Raw genomic sequence first — 18,006 nt, 5'->3', positions numbered from 1 at the left:
GATTTAAATCAGTTTTTGATCTTTTAAAACTTCGAGCATGGTTGTGCCAATTTCTGCAGGACTACGGGTATAGGCGATTCCAGCTTTTTCAAATGCCATGAATTTCTCTTCGGCTGTACCTTTCCCGCCAGAAATAATCGCGCCTGCATGACCCATGCGTTTACCTTTTGGCGCAGTAACCCCTGCAATATACCCAACTACAGGTTTAGTCACATTAGATTGAATATACTCCGCTGCTTCTTCTTCAGCAGTCCCACCAATTTCCCCAATCATAATGATCGCATCGGTATCTGGGTCATCTTGAAACAATTTTAAAGCGTCAATCTGATTCATACCAGGAATTGGATCTCCCCCAATCCCGATACAGGTTGACTGGCCTAAACCAAGTTTAGTGGTTTGCGATACAGCTTCATACGTCAAAGTTCCTGAACGGGAAATAATTCCAATACGTCCTGCCCGATGAATATGCCCTGGCATAATGCCAATTTTACATTGTTCAGGTGTAATAATACCCGGGCAGTTTGGGCCAATCAGGCGCGTATTTTGTCCACAAGTTTCCAAATAACGTTTGGCTTTCAACATATCCAGCGTTGGTACACCTTCCGTAATAACAACAATCAAACCGACGCCAGCATCAATTGCTTCGACAACTGAGTCCAGCACATAAGGTGCAGGTACATAAATCACTGAAGCATCTGCCTGTGTTTCGCGCATTGCGTCTTGCATGGTATTAAATACAGGTAAATCAAGATGCGTCTGACCACCTTTGCCTGGCGTTACTCCACCCACAACTTTTGTCCCGTAATTTAATGCCTGTACGGAGTGAAATGTCCCATTTTTACCTGTAAAGCCTTGAACCAAAACCTTTGTATTTTTATTAATTAACACGCTCATAGCAATATTCCTTTAGTGATTCTGATCTTGTTGTAATGTTGCAACCACTTTCTGTGCTGCATCAGCTAAACCATTGGCTGAAATGAGGGTTAGCCCTGATTCATCCAGAATTTTTGCACCAAGCTCAGCATTGTTGCCTTCTAGGCGAACCACCACTGGAATACTGACATTTACTTCTTGAACTGCCGCAATAATCGCTTCAGCAATCATGTCACAACGTACAATCCCACCAAAAATATTAATTAATACAGCTTCAACAGAATGATCTGCCAAAATAATTTTAAATGCTTCAATCACACGTTCTTTGGTTGCACCACCACCAACATCTAGGAAGTTGGCAGGCTTGCCACCATAAAGCTGAATAATATCCATGGTTGCCATCGCTAGCCCTGCGCCATTGACCATGCATCCAATATTACCCTCAAGGGCCACATAGTTCAGATCATGCTCAGAAGCTTTGAGTTCACGCTCATTTTCCTGAGTTTTATCACGTAGTGCCGCAACCTCAGGGATTCGATATAAAGCATTAGAATCAATGCCAATTTTGGCATCGACACATAAAATCTCCCCATTCTCACGTATAGATAACGGGTTGATTTCAAACAATGCAAAATCATTTTCAATAAATGCGCGATACGCGCCTTGCATCAGTTTAGTGAAACTATCAATCTGCTCATCTTTCAACTGTAATGCATAGCCGACCTGACGTGCTTGAAATGGCAATAAACCCACTAAAGGGTCAATACTGATTTTGATGATCTTTTCAGGTGTTTCTTCAGCCACTTTCTCAATTTCAACACCGCCTTCAATCGATGCCATAAACGTTACGCGACGCGATGAGCGGTCAACAACCGCACCCAAATACAATTCACGCTCTACAGGATAAACATCTTCACAAACCAGTACACTATTGACAGGCTGACCTAAAGCATCAGTTTGGTAAGTGACTAAACGTGTACCTAAAATTTGCCCTGCATATTCAGCAGCTTCATCTTTAGATTTAACAACTTTTACACCGCCTGCTTTACCACGCCCACCTGCATGTACTTGTGCTTTAATTACTGCAAATTTTCCAGCCAGTTTTTTATAGGCTGCAACCGCTTCATCGGGAGATGTTGCCAAGATACCTTCTTGAACAGGTAAACCATATTTCTTAAGTAACGCCTTGGCTTGGTATTCATGTAAATTCATTTGTGTACCTTTTATATTTATTGCATGCACTTTTTTTAAAATACATCTCGATAAGCGAGCTACGACAGCATCATGCTGAAGTCTAATTCTAGTTGTAGTGGAAATTTTCAGGGAACTCAACTTTTTACTACAAATTAAGCATCATTTTCAAAAATATTCTAAAGTTTAGGTATTTTATTGATAAATAATAGGTGATTTTTATTATATTAAGTTTATATATTTCAGTGTCTTAAAATAAAAAATGGCGGTTATATTAACCGCCATTTTCTAATTAGATTATTTAATTCATCTAATTATTTGCGTTTGCGTTGAATCGCGTGAATCGCACGACCATCTACAGCAAGTGCAGCTTCATGTACAACTTCAGAGAATGTTGGGTGACCAAAAGTCATCAACTGAAGATCTTCAACAGAAGATACAAACTCAAGTGCGATCATACCTTGGTGAACGATATCAGATGCTGCAGGTCCAATAACATGCATACCCAATAAGCGGTCAGTTTTGGCATCAGCAACGAATTTAACGAAACCAGCACCTTCACCCGCAGCCAAAGCACGACCATTTACAGCAAAACCGAATTGACCAGTTTTTACTTCATGACCTTTTTCTTTGGCTTGCTCTTCAGTTAAACCAACCCATGCCGCTTCCGGATGTGTATAGATTACTGAGATGATTGTGTCATAGTTCACTTGTGCAGCATGGCCGTGAATACGCTCAACCGCCATTACACCTTCTTCCATTGCTTTATGCGCAAGCATTGGACCACGAACCAAGTCACCAATCGCGTATACACCTTCAACAGAAGTTGCACACCAGTCATTCACTTCAACCAAGCCACGCTCAGTTAATTTGATGCCTGAATCTTCAGCCAACAGACCTTCTGCATAAGCTTTACGGCCAACACAAACGATCAATTTGTCAAAAGTTTGAGTTTTTTCTTCGCCACCTTGGGTGTATTTAACAGTCACTTCACGACCATTAATTTCAGTACCAGCAACTTTAGCGCCAACACGGATATCTAAACCTTGTTTAGTCAAGATTTTTTGAAATTCCTTAGCGAGTGCTTTATCCGCCATTGGTAAGAATGCATCCATTGCTTCAAACACAACAACTTCAGCACCAAGACGACGCCATACTGAACCAAGTTCTAAACCAATTACACCAGCACCAATTACACCTAAACGTTTAGGTACTTCAGGGAAGTTTAGTGCACCTGTTGAATCTACGATCAAGTCTTGATCTACAGGAGCTACAGGAATATTTACAGGCACAGAACCAGACGCAAGAATGACATATTTTGGTTCTAAAACTTGAGTTTCACCTTCGTGTGAAACAAACTCAACTTTTTTACCAGCAAGTAATTTACCTGTACCTTTTAACCACTCAATACCATTGCCTTTAAGCAATTGATCGATACCGCCAGTCAATTGGTCAACAATTTTGTCTTTGCGAGCAAGAAGTTTTGCAAGATCAAAATTTACTTCACCAGTAGTAATACCGTGATCAGCCAAATGATGCACTGTATCTTCATAACGATGTGAAGAATCAAGTAATGCTTTAGAAGGGATACAACCTACGTTCAAGCAAGTACCGCCTAAAGATGGCTTACCGTTATGAATACGTTTTTCGATACAAGCGACTTTAAAACCTAGTTGAGCAGCACGAATTGCAGCTTCATAACCACCAGGACCGCCGCCAATAACAACAAGATCAAATTGCTGAGACATGTTTATCTCCATGCACCAAGACAAAGGATCTCTCTCTGCCTTGGTTTGTATTATTCGTAAAAAATTAAAGGTCTAGGATAAGTTTAGCTGGTTCTTCTAACAATTCTTTGATTGTTACCAAGAAGCCTACAGCTTCTTTACCATCGATCATACGGTGGTCATAAGAAAGCGCTAAGTACATCATTGGCAAGATTTCAACTTGACCATTAACCGCCATAGGACGTTCTTGGATTTTATGCATACCCAAGATACCTGTTTGCGGTTGGTTCAAAATTGGAGTTGAAAGCAATGAACCGAATGTACCACCGTTAGTAATAGTGAAAGTACCGCCTGTCATGTCTTCAATTGCCAATTTGCCGTCACGTGCTTTGTAAGCAAAATCACGGATGCCATTTTCAACTTCAGCATAGCTCATACGGTCGGTATCACGAAGTACTGGAACAACCAAACCACGCTCTGAAGATACAGCAACACCAATGTCATAATAGCCATGATAAACAATATCATCACCGTCAATAGACGCATTGACTGCTGGATAGCGTTTTAGCGCTTCAGTAACTGCTTTAACAAAGAAAGACATAAAGCCTAAACGTGCACCATGACGTTTTTCAAAGATGTCTTTGTATTGTTTACGCATTTCCATCACTGGCTTCATGTTCACTTCGTTAAACGTAGTCAACATTGCAGTTTGCTGAGTTGCTGCAAGCAAGCGTTCTGCAACACGCTTACGTAAGCGAGTCATTGGAACACGTTTTTCAATACGCTCACCCACTGCAACGCTTAACGGTGTTACGTTAGCAGCAGCTGGTTTTGCTTGATGGTTTGCAACATCTTCTTTGGTAATGCGACCACCGCGACCTGTACCTTGTACGTCAGTCGCAGCAATACCAGATTCAGTTAAAGCTTTACGAACCGCAGGAGCTTGATCAGATACAGTTTCTGTACGTTCAACAACAGGAGCTGCACCAGCTTGAGTTTGAGCAACTGCTTGTTCTACTGCTGCAGGAGCAGCTGCTGCAGCAGCACCCGCTTCAAATTGAGCAATCACTTCACTAGAAAGAACTGTATCGCCTTCACCTTTCACAATTGCAACTAAGCTACCATCAGCAGGTGCAACAACTTCCAATACAACTTTATCAGTTTCAATATCACAGATCACTTCGTCACGTGATACAGGTTCACCAACTTTTTTATGCCAAGTTGCAATTGTTCCGTCTGCTACAGACTCTGGAAATACTGGTGCCTTAATTTCGGTTGCCATTCTTTAGTCTCTCCTGATGATTAGGCTTCAATCGCAAGCGCGTCTTGAATTAATTTAGCTTGTTGTTTTGCATGTAAATATGGTGAACCACATGCTGGGGCTGCAGAAGCATCACGACCTGCGAAGCTAATGCGTGCTTGTTTGCCAACATTTGATACTGTTTCGTATAAGAATGGGGCAATAAAGTGCCATGCACCTTGATTCTTCGGTTCTTCCTGACACCAAACAACTTCTGTTGCGTTTGGATAAGCATTCAGAACTTCAGCAATACGTTGTTCTGGGTATGGATACAACTGTTCAACACGAACAATCGCAACATTACCTAGCGCAGCTTCACGACGTTTTTCAAGCAAGTCGTAATACACTTTACCGCCACAGAATACGATACGAGTTACGTCTGCTTTGTTGATTTGATCAACTTCATCAATCACAGTTTGGAATTGACCATTTGCCAATTCATCTAGGTTAGATACTGCAAGTTTATGACGAAGCAATGACTTCGGTGACATCACAATCAATGGTTTACGGATTGGACGAACAGCCTGACGACGCAATGCATGGTAAATTTGTGCAGGCGTTGTCGGTGTGATCACTTGCATGTTGTCTTCTGCACAAAGCTGCAAATAACGCTCTAGACGTGCAGATGAATGCTCAGGACCTTGACCTTCAAAGCCGTGTGGTAACAACATGGTTAAACCACAAACACGTTCCCACTTGGTTTCACCAGATGCGATGAACTGGTCAATCACAACTTGCGCACAGTTCGCGAAGTCACCAAACTGAGCTTCCCAAACGATCAAACTGTTTGGCAATGTCGTTGCATAACCGTATTCAAATGCCAAAACTGCTTCTTCAGAAAGCAATGAATCCCAAAGCGCAAAGCGTGGTTGGTTTTCTTTGACATTACAAAGTGGAATATAAACTGAGCCATCTTTTTGGTTATGTAGTTTAGCGTGACGGTGTGAGAATGTACCACGACCCACATCTTCACCACTGATACGCACCAAATAACCTTCATCTAGCAAAGTTGCATAGGCTAAAGTTTCAGCAGCACCCCAGTTTAAAGGCACTTCACCAGTTTGCATTTTCAAGCGTTCGTCAATGACTTTTGAAACTTGACGTTGCATTTCAAAGCCTTCTGGAAGCTGACGCATTTTTGTACCAATCGCTTTTAAGCGTTCGATATCAAATGATGTATCCCAGTTGTCTGTGTAGTCATGACCCAAGTAAGGTGTCCAGTCCACAAACATTTTTGTATTTGGCTCAAGAACCAATGCGTTAGCAACGTGTTTACCCGCTTCCAAATCCGCGCGGTAATCTTCAACCATCTTGTCTGCTTCAGCACGATCCAAGATTTTTTGTTGTACGAGCTGATCAGCATATAGCGTACGTGTAGTCGCTTTCTTGTTAATCACCTGATACATCACAGGTTGAGTTGCTGATGGCTCATCTGCTTCGTTGTGACCACGACGACGGTAACAGAACAAGTCAATTACAACATCTTTGCGGAATGTATGACGGAAGTCATGTGCAAGTTGAGCAATAAATACAACTGCTTCAGGATCATCACCATTCACATGGAAGATTGGTGCCTGAACCATTTTCGCGATATCGGTACAGTATTCTGTAGAACGTGCATCACGCGGATCAGATGTTGTAAAACCAACTTGGTTATTCACAACGATATGAACAGTACCACCAACGGTATAACCGCGAGTTTGTGACATTTGGAAAGTTTCCATGTTCACACCCTGACCTGCAAATGCAGCATCACCGTGAACAATCACAGGTAACACATCGTCACCACCAATGTCTTTACGACGAACTTGGCGTGCACGAACAGAACCTTCAACTACAGGCCCAACAATTTCCAAGTGTGATGGGTTAAACGCCAATGCCAAGTGAACTTCGCCACCTGGTGTCATCACATTTGATGAGAAACCTTGGTGATATTTTACGTCACCAGAGCCTTTCTTGTTCAGTGCTTTACCTTCAAACTCACCAAATAGGTCAGCAGGGTTTTTACCCATGATATTCACAAGCAAGTTCAAGCGACCGCGGTGTGGCATACCAATAACCACTTCCTTACAGCCCACTGTACCTGCACGTTGAATAATTTCATTGACCATTGGAATGAAGGTTTCGCCACCTTCCAAACCAAAGCGTTTTGCACCTACAAATTTATTACCGAGATATTTTTCCAAACCTTCAGCGGCAGTCAAACGCTCCAAGAAATGTTTCTTTTGCTCAGCTGTAAAGCTAAATTGACCGCGCGCACCTTCAAGGCGCTGTTGAATCCAGCGTTTTTCCACTGTATCTACGATGTGCATATATTCTGCACCAATAGATTGGCAGTAAATCGCCTGCATGGTTTCAACCATTTCACCAAGAGTTGCTTCATCTTTACCAATCGCAAGATTACCGGTGTTAAATACGGTATCTAGATCAGATTTAGTCAACCCATGTGCATTTAATTCTAAATCAGGAACGTCTTCACGCTTTGCTAAACCGAGAGGGTCCAACTTCGCTTTTTGGTGTCCGCGGTTGCGATAAGCAGAAATAAGCTGTAAAACACCAATTTGGCGCTTTTCATGCTCAGTGCTTACGGTACTTTGCACAACAGACTGTACGCGATTTGAATTACGACCAAGTAATAAAAATTGTTCACGCACAGTTCCGTGTGGTTGGTCGCCTTTTGGGAATTTATCGAAATATTGACGCCAGTCTTCACTGACAGATGATGGAGAAGTTAGGTACTGCTCGTATAGTTCTTCGATATACGCTGCACTATCAGCGGAAAGTTCAGTATCAAGACGCAATGCGTCAGCAACTTCTTGCATTTTTGGACCCATTTCCTATTGCAAAAATATTACAGATTACTCAGTGAAGCAATCCATGATCGATAATGTCAGATTGGTAACCATGACACCATGCCCGATGACTTTCATCATCAGGAATATTCGTGCTTATAAAATAAGCATAACCTACCTTATAGGCACAATGAATTATAACGCCCATACCTGGCATCATCACTCATCTTATACCCGACCAAAAGCCGAGCAATTTTTTGCAAATCGTCTTAGATAAAGATAAATACACGATTTAGCTTTTCTAAAACGTTTTCCTGTTACTTTTTAACAATGCTATTTTCTCACATTATGAAAATAATAGCTCTTTTTTTTCACTATTTTTTTTAATATAGTGACTTGCTAAATGCTAACATGTTATCCCAATTGATTTAATTTTTTTCCCACATACCTCTCATCACGCATCAAAATATATAAATACAAAACAGAGATATATGTTGATCGATCCATCAAAAACATTCAATTAGAAGACAACTTAGCTTAACACTCCTACTACAAATAAAAAAAAGCGCACATCATTCAATGTGCGCTTTTTTGTACATCTAATTAGCCCGCTTGGTCTAACAACATGCTACGGATGTGACCGATTGCTTTTGTTGGGTTTAAACCTTTAGGACAAACTGATACACAGTTCATGATTCCTTTACAACGGAATAGACTGAATGGGTCGTCTAAACGAGCCAAACGATCTTGTGTCGCTGTATCACGTGAATCAATAATGAAACGGTAAGCATTTAACAATGCTGAAGGACCCAAGAATTTATCTGGGTTCCACCAGAATGATGGGCATGAAGTTGAACAACATGCACACAAAATACATTCATACAAACCGTTTAAGTGTTCACGCTCTTCAGGAGATTGCAAACGCTCTTTTGGTGGTGCTGGCTGGTTGTTAATCAGGAATGGCTGAATCTTGTTGTATTGATCATAGAACTGATTCATATCAACAACCAAGTCCTTGATTACTGGCAAACCAGGTAAAGGACGGATCACAATCTTCTCAGGAAGATCATTCAGGTTTTGCAAGCAAGCCAAACCATTTTTACCGTTGATGTTCACACCATCTGAACCACAAATCCCTTCACGGCAAGAACGACGGAAAGTCAGTGTTTCATCTTGCACTTTCAAAGCAAGTAAAGCATCAAGCAACATACGGTGCTTATCTGTCAACTCAAGCTTGAAAGTTTGCATGTACGGCGCTTTATCCTTATCAGGATCATAGCGGTAGATTTCGAATGTACGAGTACCTCTACTCATCTTTATACTCCCGATTAGAATGTACGTGGTTTTGGTGGAATCGCATCAACAGTCAGTGGTTTATAGCGCACTGGCTTGTATTCTAGATGGTTGTCAGATGAATACCATAAAGTATGCTTCATCCAGTCATCATCACGACGTCCATATGGATATTCAGGATGATCTGGTGACAATTCATAATCAACAACCGTATGCGCACCACGACATTCTTTACGTGCAGCTGCAGAAATCAATGTCGCTTTTGCAACTTCATACAAGTTTTCAACTTCAAGTGCTTCAACACGTGCTGTGTTAAATACTTTAGATTTGTCTTTCAAATGAATGTTGCGTACACGTGGTTCTAACGCAAGGATTTGTTTTACACCCTCATCAAGCAATGCTTGAGTACGGAATACACCTGCGTGATCTTGAACGATGTCACGAATTGCATCAGCAACGTCTTGAGCATTTTCACCGCTAGTTGACTCATCCAATTTACGGACACGAGCCAAAGTACTCACAAGAACATCTGTTGGAAGTGGTGCGTATTCATCACCATGATGCTTGGTTACATAATCAATAATATGTTCACCAGCAGCCTTACCAAACACAACCAAGTCAAGCAATGAGTTTGTACCTAAACGGTTTGCACCATGTACAGATACACAAGAACACTCACCAATCGCATAAAAACCTTTTACTGGTTTCACGAAGTTACGCTGATTGTTGGCATGATAAGTGTCAGTTGCCTTGTCGTATCCAGCATCCAATTGTTCAGCAGTTGCTGCTTCAGGAAGTACAACCTGACCATGAATATTGGTTGGAATACCACCCATTTGATAATGGATTGTTGGTACAACTGGAATTGGTTCTTTGGTGATATCAACGTTCGCGAATTTCTTACCAATCTCAAATACAGATGGTAAGCGTTTCATGATGGTATCAGCACCCAAGTGAGTCATATCTAGCAAGATATAGTCACCTTTAGGACCACAACCACGACCTTCTTTAATTTCTTGGTCCATAGAACGTGAAACGAAGTCACGTGGCGCCAAGTCTTTTAAAGTTGGTGCATAGCGTTCCATGAATGGTTCGCCATCTTTGTTACGAAGAATCGCACCTTCACCACGGCAACCTTCAGTAAGAAGCACGCCTGCGCCTGCAACACCTGTTGGGTGGAATTGCCAGAATTCCATATCTTGCAATGGAATACCAGCACGTGCAGCCATACCAAGACCATCACCAGTATTGATATATGCATTTGTTGATGCACGGTACACACGACCAGCACCACCAGTAGCAAACAAAGTTGCTTTTGCTTGGAATACTGCAATGTTACCTGTTTCTTGGTCAATTGCTGTTACACCAAGAACATCACCTTCTTCATTGCGGATTAAGTCAAGTGCAATCCATTCAACAAAGAATTGAGTACCCATTTTCACGTTGCTTTGATAAAGCGTATGCAAAAGCGCGTGTCCTGTACGGTCAGCTGCTGCACATGCACGTGGAACTGGTTTTTCACCATAGTTTGCAGAGTGACCACCAAATGGACGCTGATAGATCGTACCATCTTTGTTACGGTCAAATGGCATACCCATGTGTTCAAGTTCATAAACAACTTTTGGTGCTTCACGACACATAAACTCGATTGCGTCTTGGTCACCTAACCAGTCTGAACCTTTTACAGTGTCATAAAAGTGGTAATGCCAGTTATCTTCTTGCATGTTACCAAGAGATGCACCAATACCACCTTGCGCTGCAACAGTGTGCGAACGTGTTGGGAATACTTTAGTCAGTACTGCAACTTTCAAACCAGCTTGAGCTAGCTGATAAGCAGCACGCATACCAGAACCACCACCACCAACGATAACAGTATCGAAAGTCAGGTTTTGGATATTTGAATAATCTTCTTTAGGGGTTATCGCGCCCATGATTTTTTCCTATCAATTCGCCCAGAAAATCTGGATACCCCAGATCGCATACACAAACACAGCAATAATCACTGCACTCGTTAACACTAGGCGCAAACCTTTAGCAGATGGACCCATTTGACGAGTAGTTACATAGTCAGTAAAGACTTGCCACATACCAATCCAAGCGTGTACAACCAATGATAAAATTGACAACAATGAAAGAATTTTCATTGGCAAAGTCATCATAAAGCCAGACCATTGTTCAAAGCCAAAGCCGCCATGGAATAAAATCCATCCAAAGATCACGACTGTATAAACTGCTAGAACAACCGCGCTCACACGTTGGAGATACCAATCGCGAGAACCTGAACCTGTTAAACCTGTAGCACTTTTCATTAGAATACAATCCATACAAAAGCTGCGATAATTGCTACCACAGATAGAACCAATGAAATTGTAGCTGCAACTCGACCACTTTGTAGTTCTTCATTAAAACCAAGGTCTGCGAGTAAATGCTTAATACCACCAATAAAATGGTAAATTAAGCCTGCTACAAAAACCCAAACAATGAATCGTACTAAGAAATTCCCAAATATTTGTTCTTTCACATAAGTAAAGCCTTCTGGCGAAGACAGTGACTTATCTAATATCCATAAAAGTACTGGAACCAACAAAAATACGATGACACCAGATAAACGGTGCAAGATTGATGCAATAGCCACGGGAGAGCGTAAGTTAACCGCTAACACCTGCCCCATGGACAAATTGACAGGTCTGTTGCTTTTCACAGCGGGCATCCTGTAAGTAGAAACTCCATCCGGAGTTTGTTTGATTAATTCGAAGGAAAGCTGGCATCGTTAGGCGAGCAAATGCCTAAACTTTTAAACGACACTTGATTATAGAACGCAAACTAACAAAATTCAAACAACCTAAATGCCTACAATTTCAATTTATTCTATAAATAAGAATCATTTACATAGTTTATTCTTCACAAATTCCTTGTATTTTTCCATCATTTATTTGCTATGTTATTATTTTTATAAGTGAATTTTAAAAATCAGCATCAGTTTCAGAAATTTTTTCCAAATTTCACCCTACAACCAAAGACCAATATTATAAAAAAGAATAAGGAACATTTATCTGGGTAGATACACAACCAACCTTTTGCATACCTTTTCGCTATTTTTGAGTTTTTTACCCAATTTGAAGATCACTTACCCGAAGATTAACCATTTTTAAAATAAATACCGCTCATGAATAAACTTTACTAAGTTGTCGCTTTTTATCATTGTTTTTTTCTATGAGAGTAGGCACATTCATCTATATTGAGCTAAATATGTGATCTAGCGCATAGCTTAATGAAAAGTGATTATGACTTTTTACCAATAAATGTTTTACCAAATATTTCGACAGCAAATAACCGTGTTTTATAGACTTTAGTCATTTTCATGACTATTTTTTAAACACTTTTAAGCCTTTTTGCCTCTTTTTCCATACGATAATTGCAATATGTACTGTATTTTTCGCCACTGCTTGCTGTACATTTATGTCGGACAAAAGAACGCTACTACAAATTTGGATGTATACAGCATGGAGGCTATTAACATAGAGGTTAAAAGTTAATCCAAAGTATTATTGACAATTTTTTAGTAAGGCATAAGCTTTGTCCGTGTTTATCCCCCTGATTACGTTCATTAAAATACAATTAATACGTATCAGATCAACATTCACCAGGACAGGAGATCTATTGAATGTCTGAAGCAACTGGCAAGAAAGCCGTTTTAAAACTTGATGGAAAAGAAATCGACTTACCAATTTATAGCGGTACATTAGGTCCAGACGTTATTGACGTTAAAGACGTATTAGCCGCAGGTCATTTCACTTTCGACCCTGGTTTTATGGCTACCGCTTCTTGTGAATCTAAAATCACATTCATCGATGGTAACAAAGGCGTTTTATTACACCGCGGCTACCCAATCGATCAATTAGCGACTAAAGCTGACTATTTAGAAACTTGCTACTTGCTTTTAAATGGTGAATTACCAACGCCAGAACAAAAAGCAGAATTTGATGCAAAAGTTCGCAACCACACTATGGTTCATGACCAAGTAAGTCGTTTCTATAATGGTTTCCGTCGTGATGCTCACCCTATGGCAATCATGGTTGGTGTAGTTGGTGCATTGTCTGCGTTCTATCACAATAATTTGAACATCGAAGATGTTAATCATCGTGAAATTACTGCAGTTCGCCTGATTGCGAAAATCCCTACGCTAGCAGCGTGGAGCTACAAGTACACAGTGGGTCAACCATTCATGTACCCTCGCAATGACTTGAGCTATGCGGAAAACTTCTTGTACATGATGTTTGCTACTCCAGCAGACCGTGATTACAAAGTAAACCCAATTCTTGCTAAAGCAATGGATCGTATTTTCACGCTTCATGCTGACCATGAGCAAAACGCATCTACATCTACAGTACGTTTAGCAGGCTCAACTGGTGCAAACCCATATGCATGTATCGCTGCTGGTATCTCTGCACTTTGGGGACCTGCTCACGGTGGTGCAAACGAAGCTGTTCTTAAGATGCTTGATGAAATCGGCACTGTAGAAAATGTTGCTGGCTTCATGGAAAAAGTAAAAACTAAAGAAGTTAAACTCATGGGCTTCGGTCACCGTGTTTATAAAAACTTCGACCCTCGCGCGAAAGTCATGAAAGAAACTTGTGACGAAGTTCTTGCTGCTCTTGGCATCAACGATCCACAACTTGCACTTGCAATGGAACTTGAACGTATTGCACTTTCTGACGAATACTTCATTAAACGTAACTTGTATCCAAACGTAGACTTCTACTCAGGTATCATCCTTAAAGCGATTGGTATCCCAACAGAAATGTTTACAGTAATCTTCGCTCTTGCACGTACAGTGGGTTGGATCAGCCACTGGTTAGAAATGCACAGCGGACCTTACAAGATTGGTCGCCCTCGTCAGCTTTATACTGGCGAAACTCAACGCGACATCAAACGCTAATTCCCCCTAAAGGAAAGCAGCAAACGACAAAAAAGACCGCATTTTGCGGTCTTTTTTATGCTGAGTTAATATGTCAAATAACGGACAACAAAACTCGGATTATGAATAAAGAGTTTTAATAATGTCTGTGCGGCACTCGATGGTTTTCGTGTTCCACGCTCCCAACTCTCCAGTGTTCTGACAGAAACTCCCAAGATTTGTGCCAATTGTAACTGAGTAATTTGAATACGCTTACGTGCCAATACAATTTGCTGTGCCAATCGCAAATCCTGTGTCTGATGAATGGATTGATTTTTTATGTCCATTATCCTCACCCAATTTTTTATCATGTGATAAACAGCGCATAGCTGCGCGAAGCTAGCTCAACATTGCAGAAGAAACCTGCTTTAGTAGCAATAAAATCCACTGTAAATACAGCTCAATCAGTCAGATTATTGAACAACAACATCAGTACTCTAACTTAAACAATGGCTCAACTATATGTGTCGATACTCTGCAACATACATGAGCATGACACATACAAGTAAAGCCTCACATTGCTTCAGTAACATCGGTTGAGAAGCTGCAATTTGACTGAATACAATCCACAAACGACTCTAAATACACTACAAAACAGGTTTCTATACCTTTGACTTAAGGTTGTTTTGCTGAACTTGCAGGCGCATCATGCTGCATATTTGCCATATCATGCTCGCTCATTTTCGACATATCCATATCTTTCATATTGGACATATCATGTTGTGCAGATGCTGAAGATTCATCACCCGTAGAGCGCCATTGCTGAGAGTAGCGATTGATATCATTGCTGTCGGATGCAACGCTGTAATATAAAAAACCCAAAAAAGTTATACCTAAAATCACAGCAATAACGACACCACGCCAAACCTTTGAAGTGCTTTTGCCTTGTGAATTTTCCATAGAATTTACCTAGTTACAAGTTGAAAAAATTTTGCGTTAAAATTTAAAGCTCATTCGTGCCCAATAATTACGACCGATACTGTCAAACTGCGTATTTGCAGCATAACCAAAAGCACTCGCCCCAGCTTTATTTAAGTGTTCAGCATAGGCTTTATTGAAGAGATTATCGACACCCAAAGACAGGTCAACACCTTGAGTCAAATGATAGGTTGCGTTGAGTGCAATGGTGGTAAAGGCTTTACTTGCCCCCATGTCATAACCCACAATATTTCCCTGATTTAAACTATAACGGTTCTGCTCGGCAACCGAACGTACCAATAAACCCAATGTGTAACGGTCTTGTACATAACGGAGATTCAGGCGAGCTTCGAGAGGTGCAATTTGTGGTAACGGCGTATGATCGGAAGTATTTTCACCCCATGCATACATGACACTCAAATCAGTTTGAATATGCGGGGTAAATTGATAACCCAGCCCTGTTTCTGCCCCTGCAATCGTTGCATCGACATTACGCACAGTCGGATAAGACTGTGAAATGCTTGGATTGGCATACTGGATCAGGATAAAATCTTTCACAATACCTGCATAGACCGATGCCCAAGCATTCCATTTTCCTTGCTGCCATTGTGAACCGATATCCAGCTGTGTCGTTTTCTCTGTTTTTACAGCATCCATGTTATTAATGCTGTAAGCCCCTGAAGCGAGTTTAGTGCTAAACAATTCCCAAAAATCAGGAACTCGTTCGACATAACCTAAACCAACATAATTTTTAATGCCAGAATCTGGCAAGCTATTTTCTAAGCGAATAAAAGCACTGGGTACAGTTTCAGTGCGTTCACTTGGATTGGTGATAATATTTGTTTTTGATGTGGTCATTGCCACATGATCTAGACGTGCACCTGCCACCAATTGATTACTATCGTTCAAATGATAGGTTAGTTCACTAAATGCGCCATAGGATTGATATTTCATATTACGCATATAAGGCTTATTCATCATCATCATGGTGCTTTTCATATCTCCACCATGATTCCAGTGCTGCGAATCGACACCGCTCACGACACTCAATTTCCCCCACTCGCTGGTCATTGCCAAACGCGAATTGAGTGTTTGACGAGCCAGTTCCATCGAACTTCGTACCCCCGCATTACTACGGTAACTATAGTTATCCATGACGTGATCATTGTCGGTATAGTCGATTTGCGCTTCGATTTTTTTAATATGTTCAGTCAGGTTTTTCTTTTCCGCATGGAAACCTAAACTCTGGCGCTTAAATTGCACCCCATCCATGGAACGCCCTGCATATTCAGAGTAACCATCTCCTGTACCAGCATTGAGTTCCAGCCATGTATCGTCATCGGGTGTCCATCCCATCGCCATGTCTGCTGTCCAACGCTCCCATGCCGATGGGACTTTATTGCCATTACCATCTTTATAACTGCTTGAGGTTGAGCGACTGGTCGTTAGGCGTAAATATTTGGTTTCATCACCTAATGTTCCATCAAAGTTTTGATCTAAACGACCATAGGAACCGACTAACACACTGGCTGTTCCCTGATACGGCTTTTCACTAGTTAGTTTTTTTGTTGGAGTGCGTTCAAAAAGCACGGTTGCGGCTGAACCTGGGGTCGGATACAGTACCGTTTCTGGCCCCTTCACCACCGTAATTTTATCGTAGGTTTCAGGCGAAATATAAGAAGTTGGCGCATCCATACGTGCAGGGCACGCACCTAGTTTTTCAGTCCCGTTGGTGAGCATTTTAATGCGTGAACCGAACATTCCTCGGAATGTGACATCGCCATTGGTTCCACCACTACTAATCGCATTAAATCCTACGATACTTTTAAGGTAATCCGCACCATCAGTCGCTGGAACAGGTTGAATTGGCTGTTTAGGATCAGCAACAACCACTAAACCATTAGTCTTCTTGCCTTTTACTACTGTAACCACAATGGGAGCAAGTTGAATTTCATCTGTCGTTATCGATGATTGATCTGTAGTTTCTTCCGCTTGAGCAAAATTTGAAGCAAGTGCGACTGCAACCGCAAGCGATCGTAAAATAAATTTCGGCTGTGACATGAATTTTCTCTTTTTATGTCATAAACAAAATCCTTGAGGATTTCCTCAAGAACAAATACCTTGTATTGAATATTTTGTTTAAGCAAAAAGAGGGGGCGCTCGCCCTTGTGGAATAAGAAAAAGTCGTTGTAAAACAAAATAGATATGTTTAAACGCTTTTTGAAAAGCAATCAGGCGAACTTGTAGGCGCTCGAAGACTTCTTTAATTTCCAAATCGAGAAACGCAACCACATGTCCGTAGACTTTACAATAAAGACATTCATGATTTGGGTCGTGCTGATGCTTGTCATGTACAGATACATGCGACGACATATGCATGCCCTGCATATGCGACATATCAGCCATCGACATATTCATTTGGGTGGCATTGCTGGGGTTTGTATTTGTAAGGGCTAATGCATCGGAAACAGTGGCACATACCGGTGAAATCTGAAAATTTTCCGGAAGCAGCGCCTGTAAAAATACGGCGATTTGCAGCAACATTGCACTCAGTGCAAGTACAAATCCAGTTCTTAGCAAACTTAACCTTCTCTGCTCAGCAACCCCAATATGACTGTTAAAATGATCAGCCTTTAAAACTCGCGCCAGTCTACTATATTTATTTTGTTTTGGCTAAAAATTTGCAAGTCTGGATTTTTTGAAGATAAAGCTTTGACATAGAAAAATTCGTTCTATATTCACTAGGGTCGATTTTTTATTAAAACTGAGCAAAAATGTTGGTTTTTCTGTATTTCCAGCAGAATTTTTTTAGATTTAAGATCAATCTAAGCTGTGTTTCGTATATAGTATGACTACCTGAACGCCACTGTATATCCCTGTTATACTTTACATTACGCTGAACAACTAAATTTATAAATCAGCCTGATGTAAGCCCTATAGGAATAGGATTTTATT

14 protein-coding genes are annotated in these 18,006 nt (G+C 41.0%); 1 reads left to right on the top strand and 13 read right to left on the bottom strand.

Annotated elements, in window-relative coordinates; translation table 11 throughout:
• Positions 1-3: 3 nt before the first annotated feature.
• The 9 genes from sucD to sdhC form a co-directional block, all read right to left on the bottom strand.
• The gene (gene sucD, locus P255_RS03275) at positions 4-894 is read right to left on the bottom strand and encodes a succinate--CoA ligase subunit alpha (RefSeq protein WP_004903563.1); all 891 of its coding nucleotides are present in this window, start codon (positions 892-894) and stop codon (positions 4-6) included.
• 12 nt (positions 895-906) lie between these two features.
• Positions 907-2,085 (bottom strand): ADP-forming succinate--CoA ligase subunit beta, encoded by a 1,179-nt coding sequence (gene sucC / locus P255_RS03270; RefSeq protein ID WP_004903560.1) that lies wholly within the window; start codon positions 2,083-2,085, stop codon positions 907-909.
• 293 nt (positions 2,086-2,378) lie between these two features.
• Positions 2,379-3,812 carry a dihydrolipoyl dehydrogenase gene (lpdA, locus tag P255_RS03265; RefSeq protein ID WP_004903558.1) on the bottom strand — a complete coding sequence of 478 codons (1,434 nt, stop codon included), beginning with the start codon at positions 3,810-3,812 and terminating at the stop codon, positions 2,379-2,381.
• 64 nt (positions 3,813-3,876) lie between these two features.
• The gene (odhB, locus tag P255_RS03260) at positions 3,877-5,073 is read right to left on the bottom strand and encodes a 2-oxoglutarate dehydrogenase complex dihydrolipoyllysine-residue succinyltransferase (RefSeq protein ID WP_004903557.1); all 1,197 of its coding nucleotides are present in this window, start codon (positions 5,071-5,073) and stop codon (positions 3,877-3,879) included.
• Between the two features lie 20 nt (positions 5,074-5,093).
• On the bottom strand, positions 5,094-7,913 hold the full coding sequence (locus P255_RS03255) for a 2-oxoglutarate dehydrogenase E1 component (RefSeq protein ID WP_004903555.1): 2,820 nt from the start codon (positions 7,911-7,913) through the stop codon (positions 5,094-5,096).
• A 573-nt stretch (positions 7,914-8,486) separates the two neighbouring features.
• Positions 8,487-9,197 carry a succinate dehydrogenase iron-sulfur subunit gene (locus P255_RS03250; RefSeq protein WP_004753553.1) on the bottom strand — a complete coding sequence of 237 codons (711 nt, stop codon included), beginning with the start codon at positions 9,195-9,197 and terminating at the stop codon, positions 8,487-8,489.
• Positions 9,198-9,211: 14 nt separating this feature from the next.
• Complete coding sequence (gene sdhA / locus P255_RS03245; RefSeq protein ID WP_004903553.1) at positions 9,212-11,107, bottom strand: succinate dehydrogenase flavoprotein subunit; 1,896 nt, start codon at positions 11,105-11,107, stop codon at positions 9,212-9,214.
• Positions 11,108-11,119: 12 nt separating this feature from the next.
• Positions 11,120-11,485 carry a succinate dehydrogenase, hydrophobic membrane anchor protein gene (gene sdhD, locus P255_RS03240; RefSeq protein ID WP_004903551.1) on the bottom strand — a complete coding sequence of 122 codons (366 nt, stop codon included), beginning with the start codon at positions 11,483-11,485 and terminating at the stop codon, positions 11,120-11,122.
• On the bottom strand, positions 11,485-11,877 hold the full coding sequence (gene sdhC, locus P255_RS03235) for a succinate dehydrogenase, cytochrome b556 subunit (protein WP_004903549.1): 393 nt from the start codon (positions 11,875-11,877) through the stop codon (positions 11,485-11,487). Before sdhC ends, sdhD begins: the two co-directional genes overlap by 1 nt.
• Positions 11,878-12,840: 963 nt before the next feature.
• Between sdhC and gltA the strand changes: the two genes are divergently transcribed.
• Positions 12,841-14,115: a citrate synthase gene (gene gltA, locus P255_RS03230; protein ID WP_004903548.1), complete on the top strand. Its 1,275-nt coding sequence runs from the start codon at positions 12,841-12,843 to the stop codon at positions 14,113-14,115.
• A 65-nt stretch (positions 14,116-14,180) separates the two neighbouring features.
• Here gltA and P255_RS03225 read toward each other — a convergent pair whose 3' ends face one another.
• From P255_RS03225 to P255_RS03210, 4 genes are all read right to left on the bottom strand, one after another.
• Positions 14,181-14,420 (bottom strand): helix-turn-helix domain-containing protein, encoded by a 240-nt coding sequence (locus P255_RS03225; protein WP_004753562.1) that lies wholly within the window; start codon positions 14,418-14,420, stop codon positions 14,181-14,183.
• Between the two features lie 328 nt (positions 14,421-14,748).
• A complete protein-coding gene (locus P255_RS03220; protein ID WP_004903547.1) occupies positions 14,749-15,033 on the bottom strand; it encodes a hypothetical protein in 285 nt (94 codons plus the stop codon).
• Positions 15,034-15,069: 36 nt separating this feature from the next.
• Entirely contained in the window at positions 15,070-17,112 is a 2,043-nt protein-coding gene (locus P255_RS03215) for a TonB-dependent copper receptor (RefSeq protein WP_004903546.1), read from the bottom strand.
• A gap of 78 nt (positions 17,113-17,190) precedes the next feature.
• Entirely contained in the window at positions 17,191-17,595 is a 405-nt protein-coding gene (locus P255_RS03210) for a DUF2946 family protein (protein ID WP_004903545.1), read from the bottom strand.
• Positions 17,596-18,006: the final 411 nt, after the last annotated feature.

It is taken from the genome of Acinetobacter brisouii CIP 110357, from assembly GCF_000488275.1.
In the GTDB taxonomy this organism is placed as follows: domain Bacteria; phylum Pseudomonadota; class Gammaproteobacteria; order Pseudomonadales; family Moraxellaceae; genus Acinetobacter; species Acinetobacter brisouii.
The sequence above is the reverse complement of the archived record's forward strand: the minus strand, read 5'-3'. Positions and strand labels throughout refer to the sequence as shown.

Bases quoted from the DNA above. Each gene is read 5' to 3' on its own strand.
- P255_RS03215 (WP_004903546.1), bottom strand. From the start codon at position 17,112: ATGTCACAGCCGAAATTTATTTTACGATCGCTTGCGGTTGCAGTCGCA.
- lpdA (WP_004903558.1), bottom strand. From the start codon at position 3,812: ATGTCTCAGCAATTTGATCTTGTTGTTATTGGCGGCGGTCCTGGTGGT.
- sucD (WP_004903563.1), bottom strand. From the start codon at position 894: ATGAGCGTGTTAATTAATAAAAATACAAAGGTTTTGGTTCAAGGCTTT.
- sdhD (WP_004903551.1), bottom strand. From the start codon at position 11,485: ATGAAAAGTGCTACAGGTTTAACAGGTTCAGGTTCTCGCGATTGGTAT.
- P255_RS03255 (WP_004903555.1), bottom strand. From the start codon at position 7,913: ATGCAAGAAGTTGCTGACGCATTGCGTCTTGATACTGAACTTTCCGCT.
- sdhA (WP_004903553.1), bottom strand. From the start codon at position 11,107: ATGGGCGCGATAACCCCTAAAGAAGATTATTCAAATATCCAAAACCTG.
- P255_RS03210 (WP_004903545.1), bottom strand. From the start codon at position 17,595: ATGTTGCTGCAAATCGCCGTATTTTTACAGGCGCTGCTTCCGGAAAAT.
- P255_RS03250 (WP_004753553.1), bottom strand. From the start codon at position 9,197: ATGAGTAGAGGTACTCGTACATTCGAAATCTACCGCTATGATCCTGAT.
- P255_RS03220 (WP_004903547.1), bottom strand. From the start codon at position 15,033: ATGGAAAATTCACAAGGCAAAAGCACTTCAAAGGTTTGGCGTGGTGTC.
- odhB (WP_004903557.1), bottom strand. From the start codon at position 5,073: ATGGCAACCGAAATTAAGGCACCAGTATTTCCAGAGTCTGTAGCAGAC.
- P255_RS03225 (WP_004753562.1), bottom strand. From the start codon at position 14,420: ATGGACATAAAAAATCAATCCATTCATCAGACACAGGATTTGCGATTG.
- sucC (WP_004903560.1), bottom strand. From the start codon at position 2,085: ATGAATTTACATGAATACCAAGCCAAGGCGTTACTTAAGAAATATGGT.
- gltA (WP_004903548.1), top strand. From the start codon at position 12,841: ATGTCTGAAGCAACTGGCAAGAAAGCCGTTTTAAAACTTGATGGAAAA.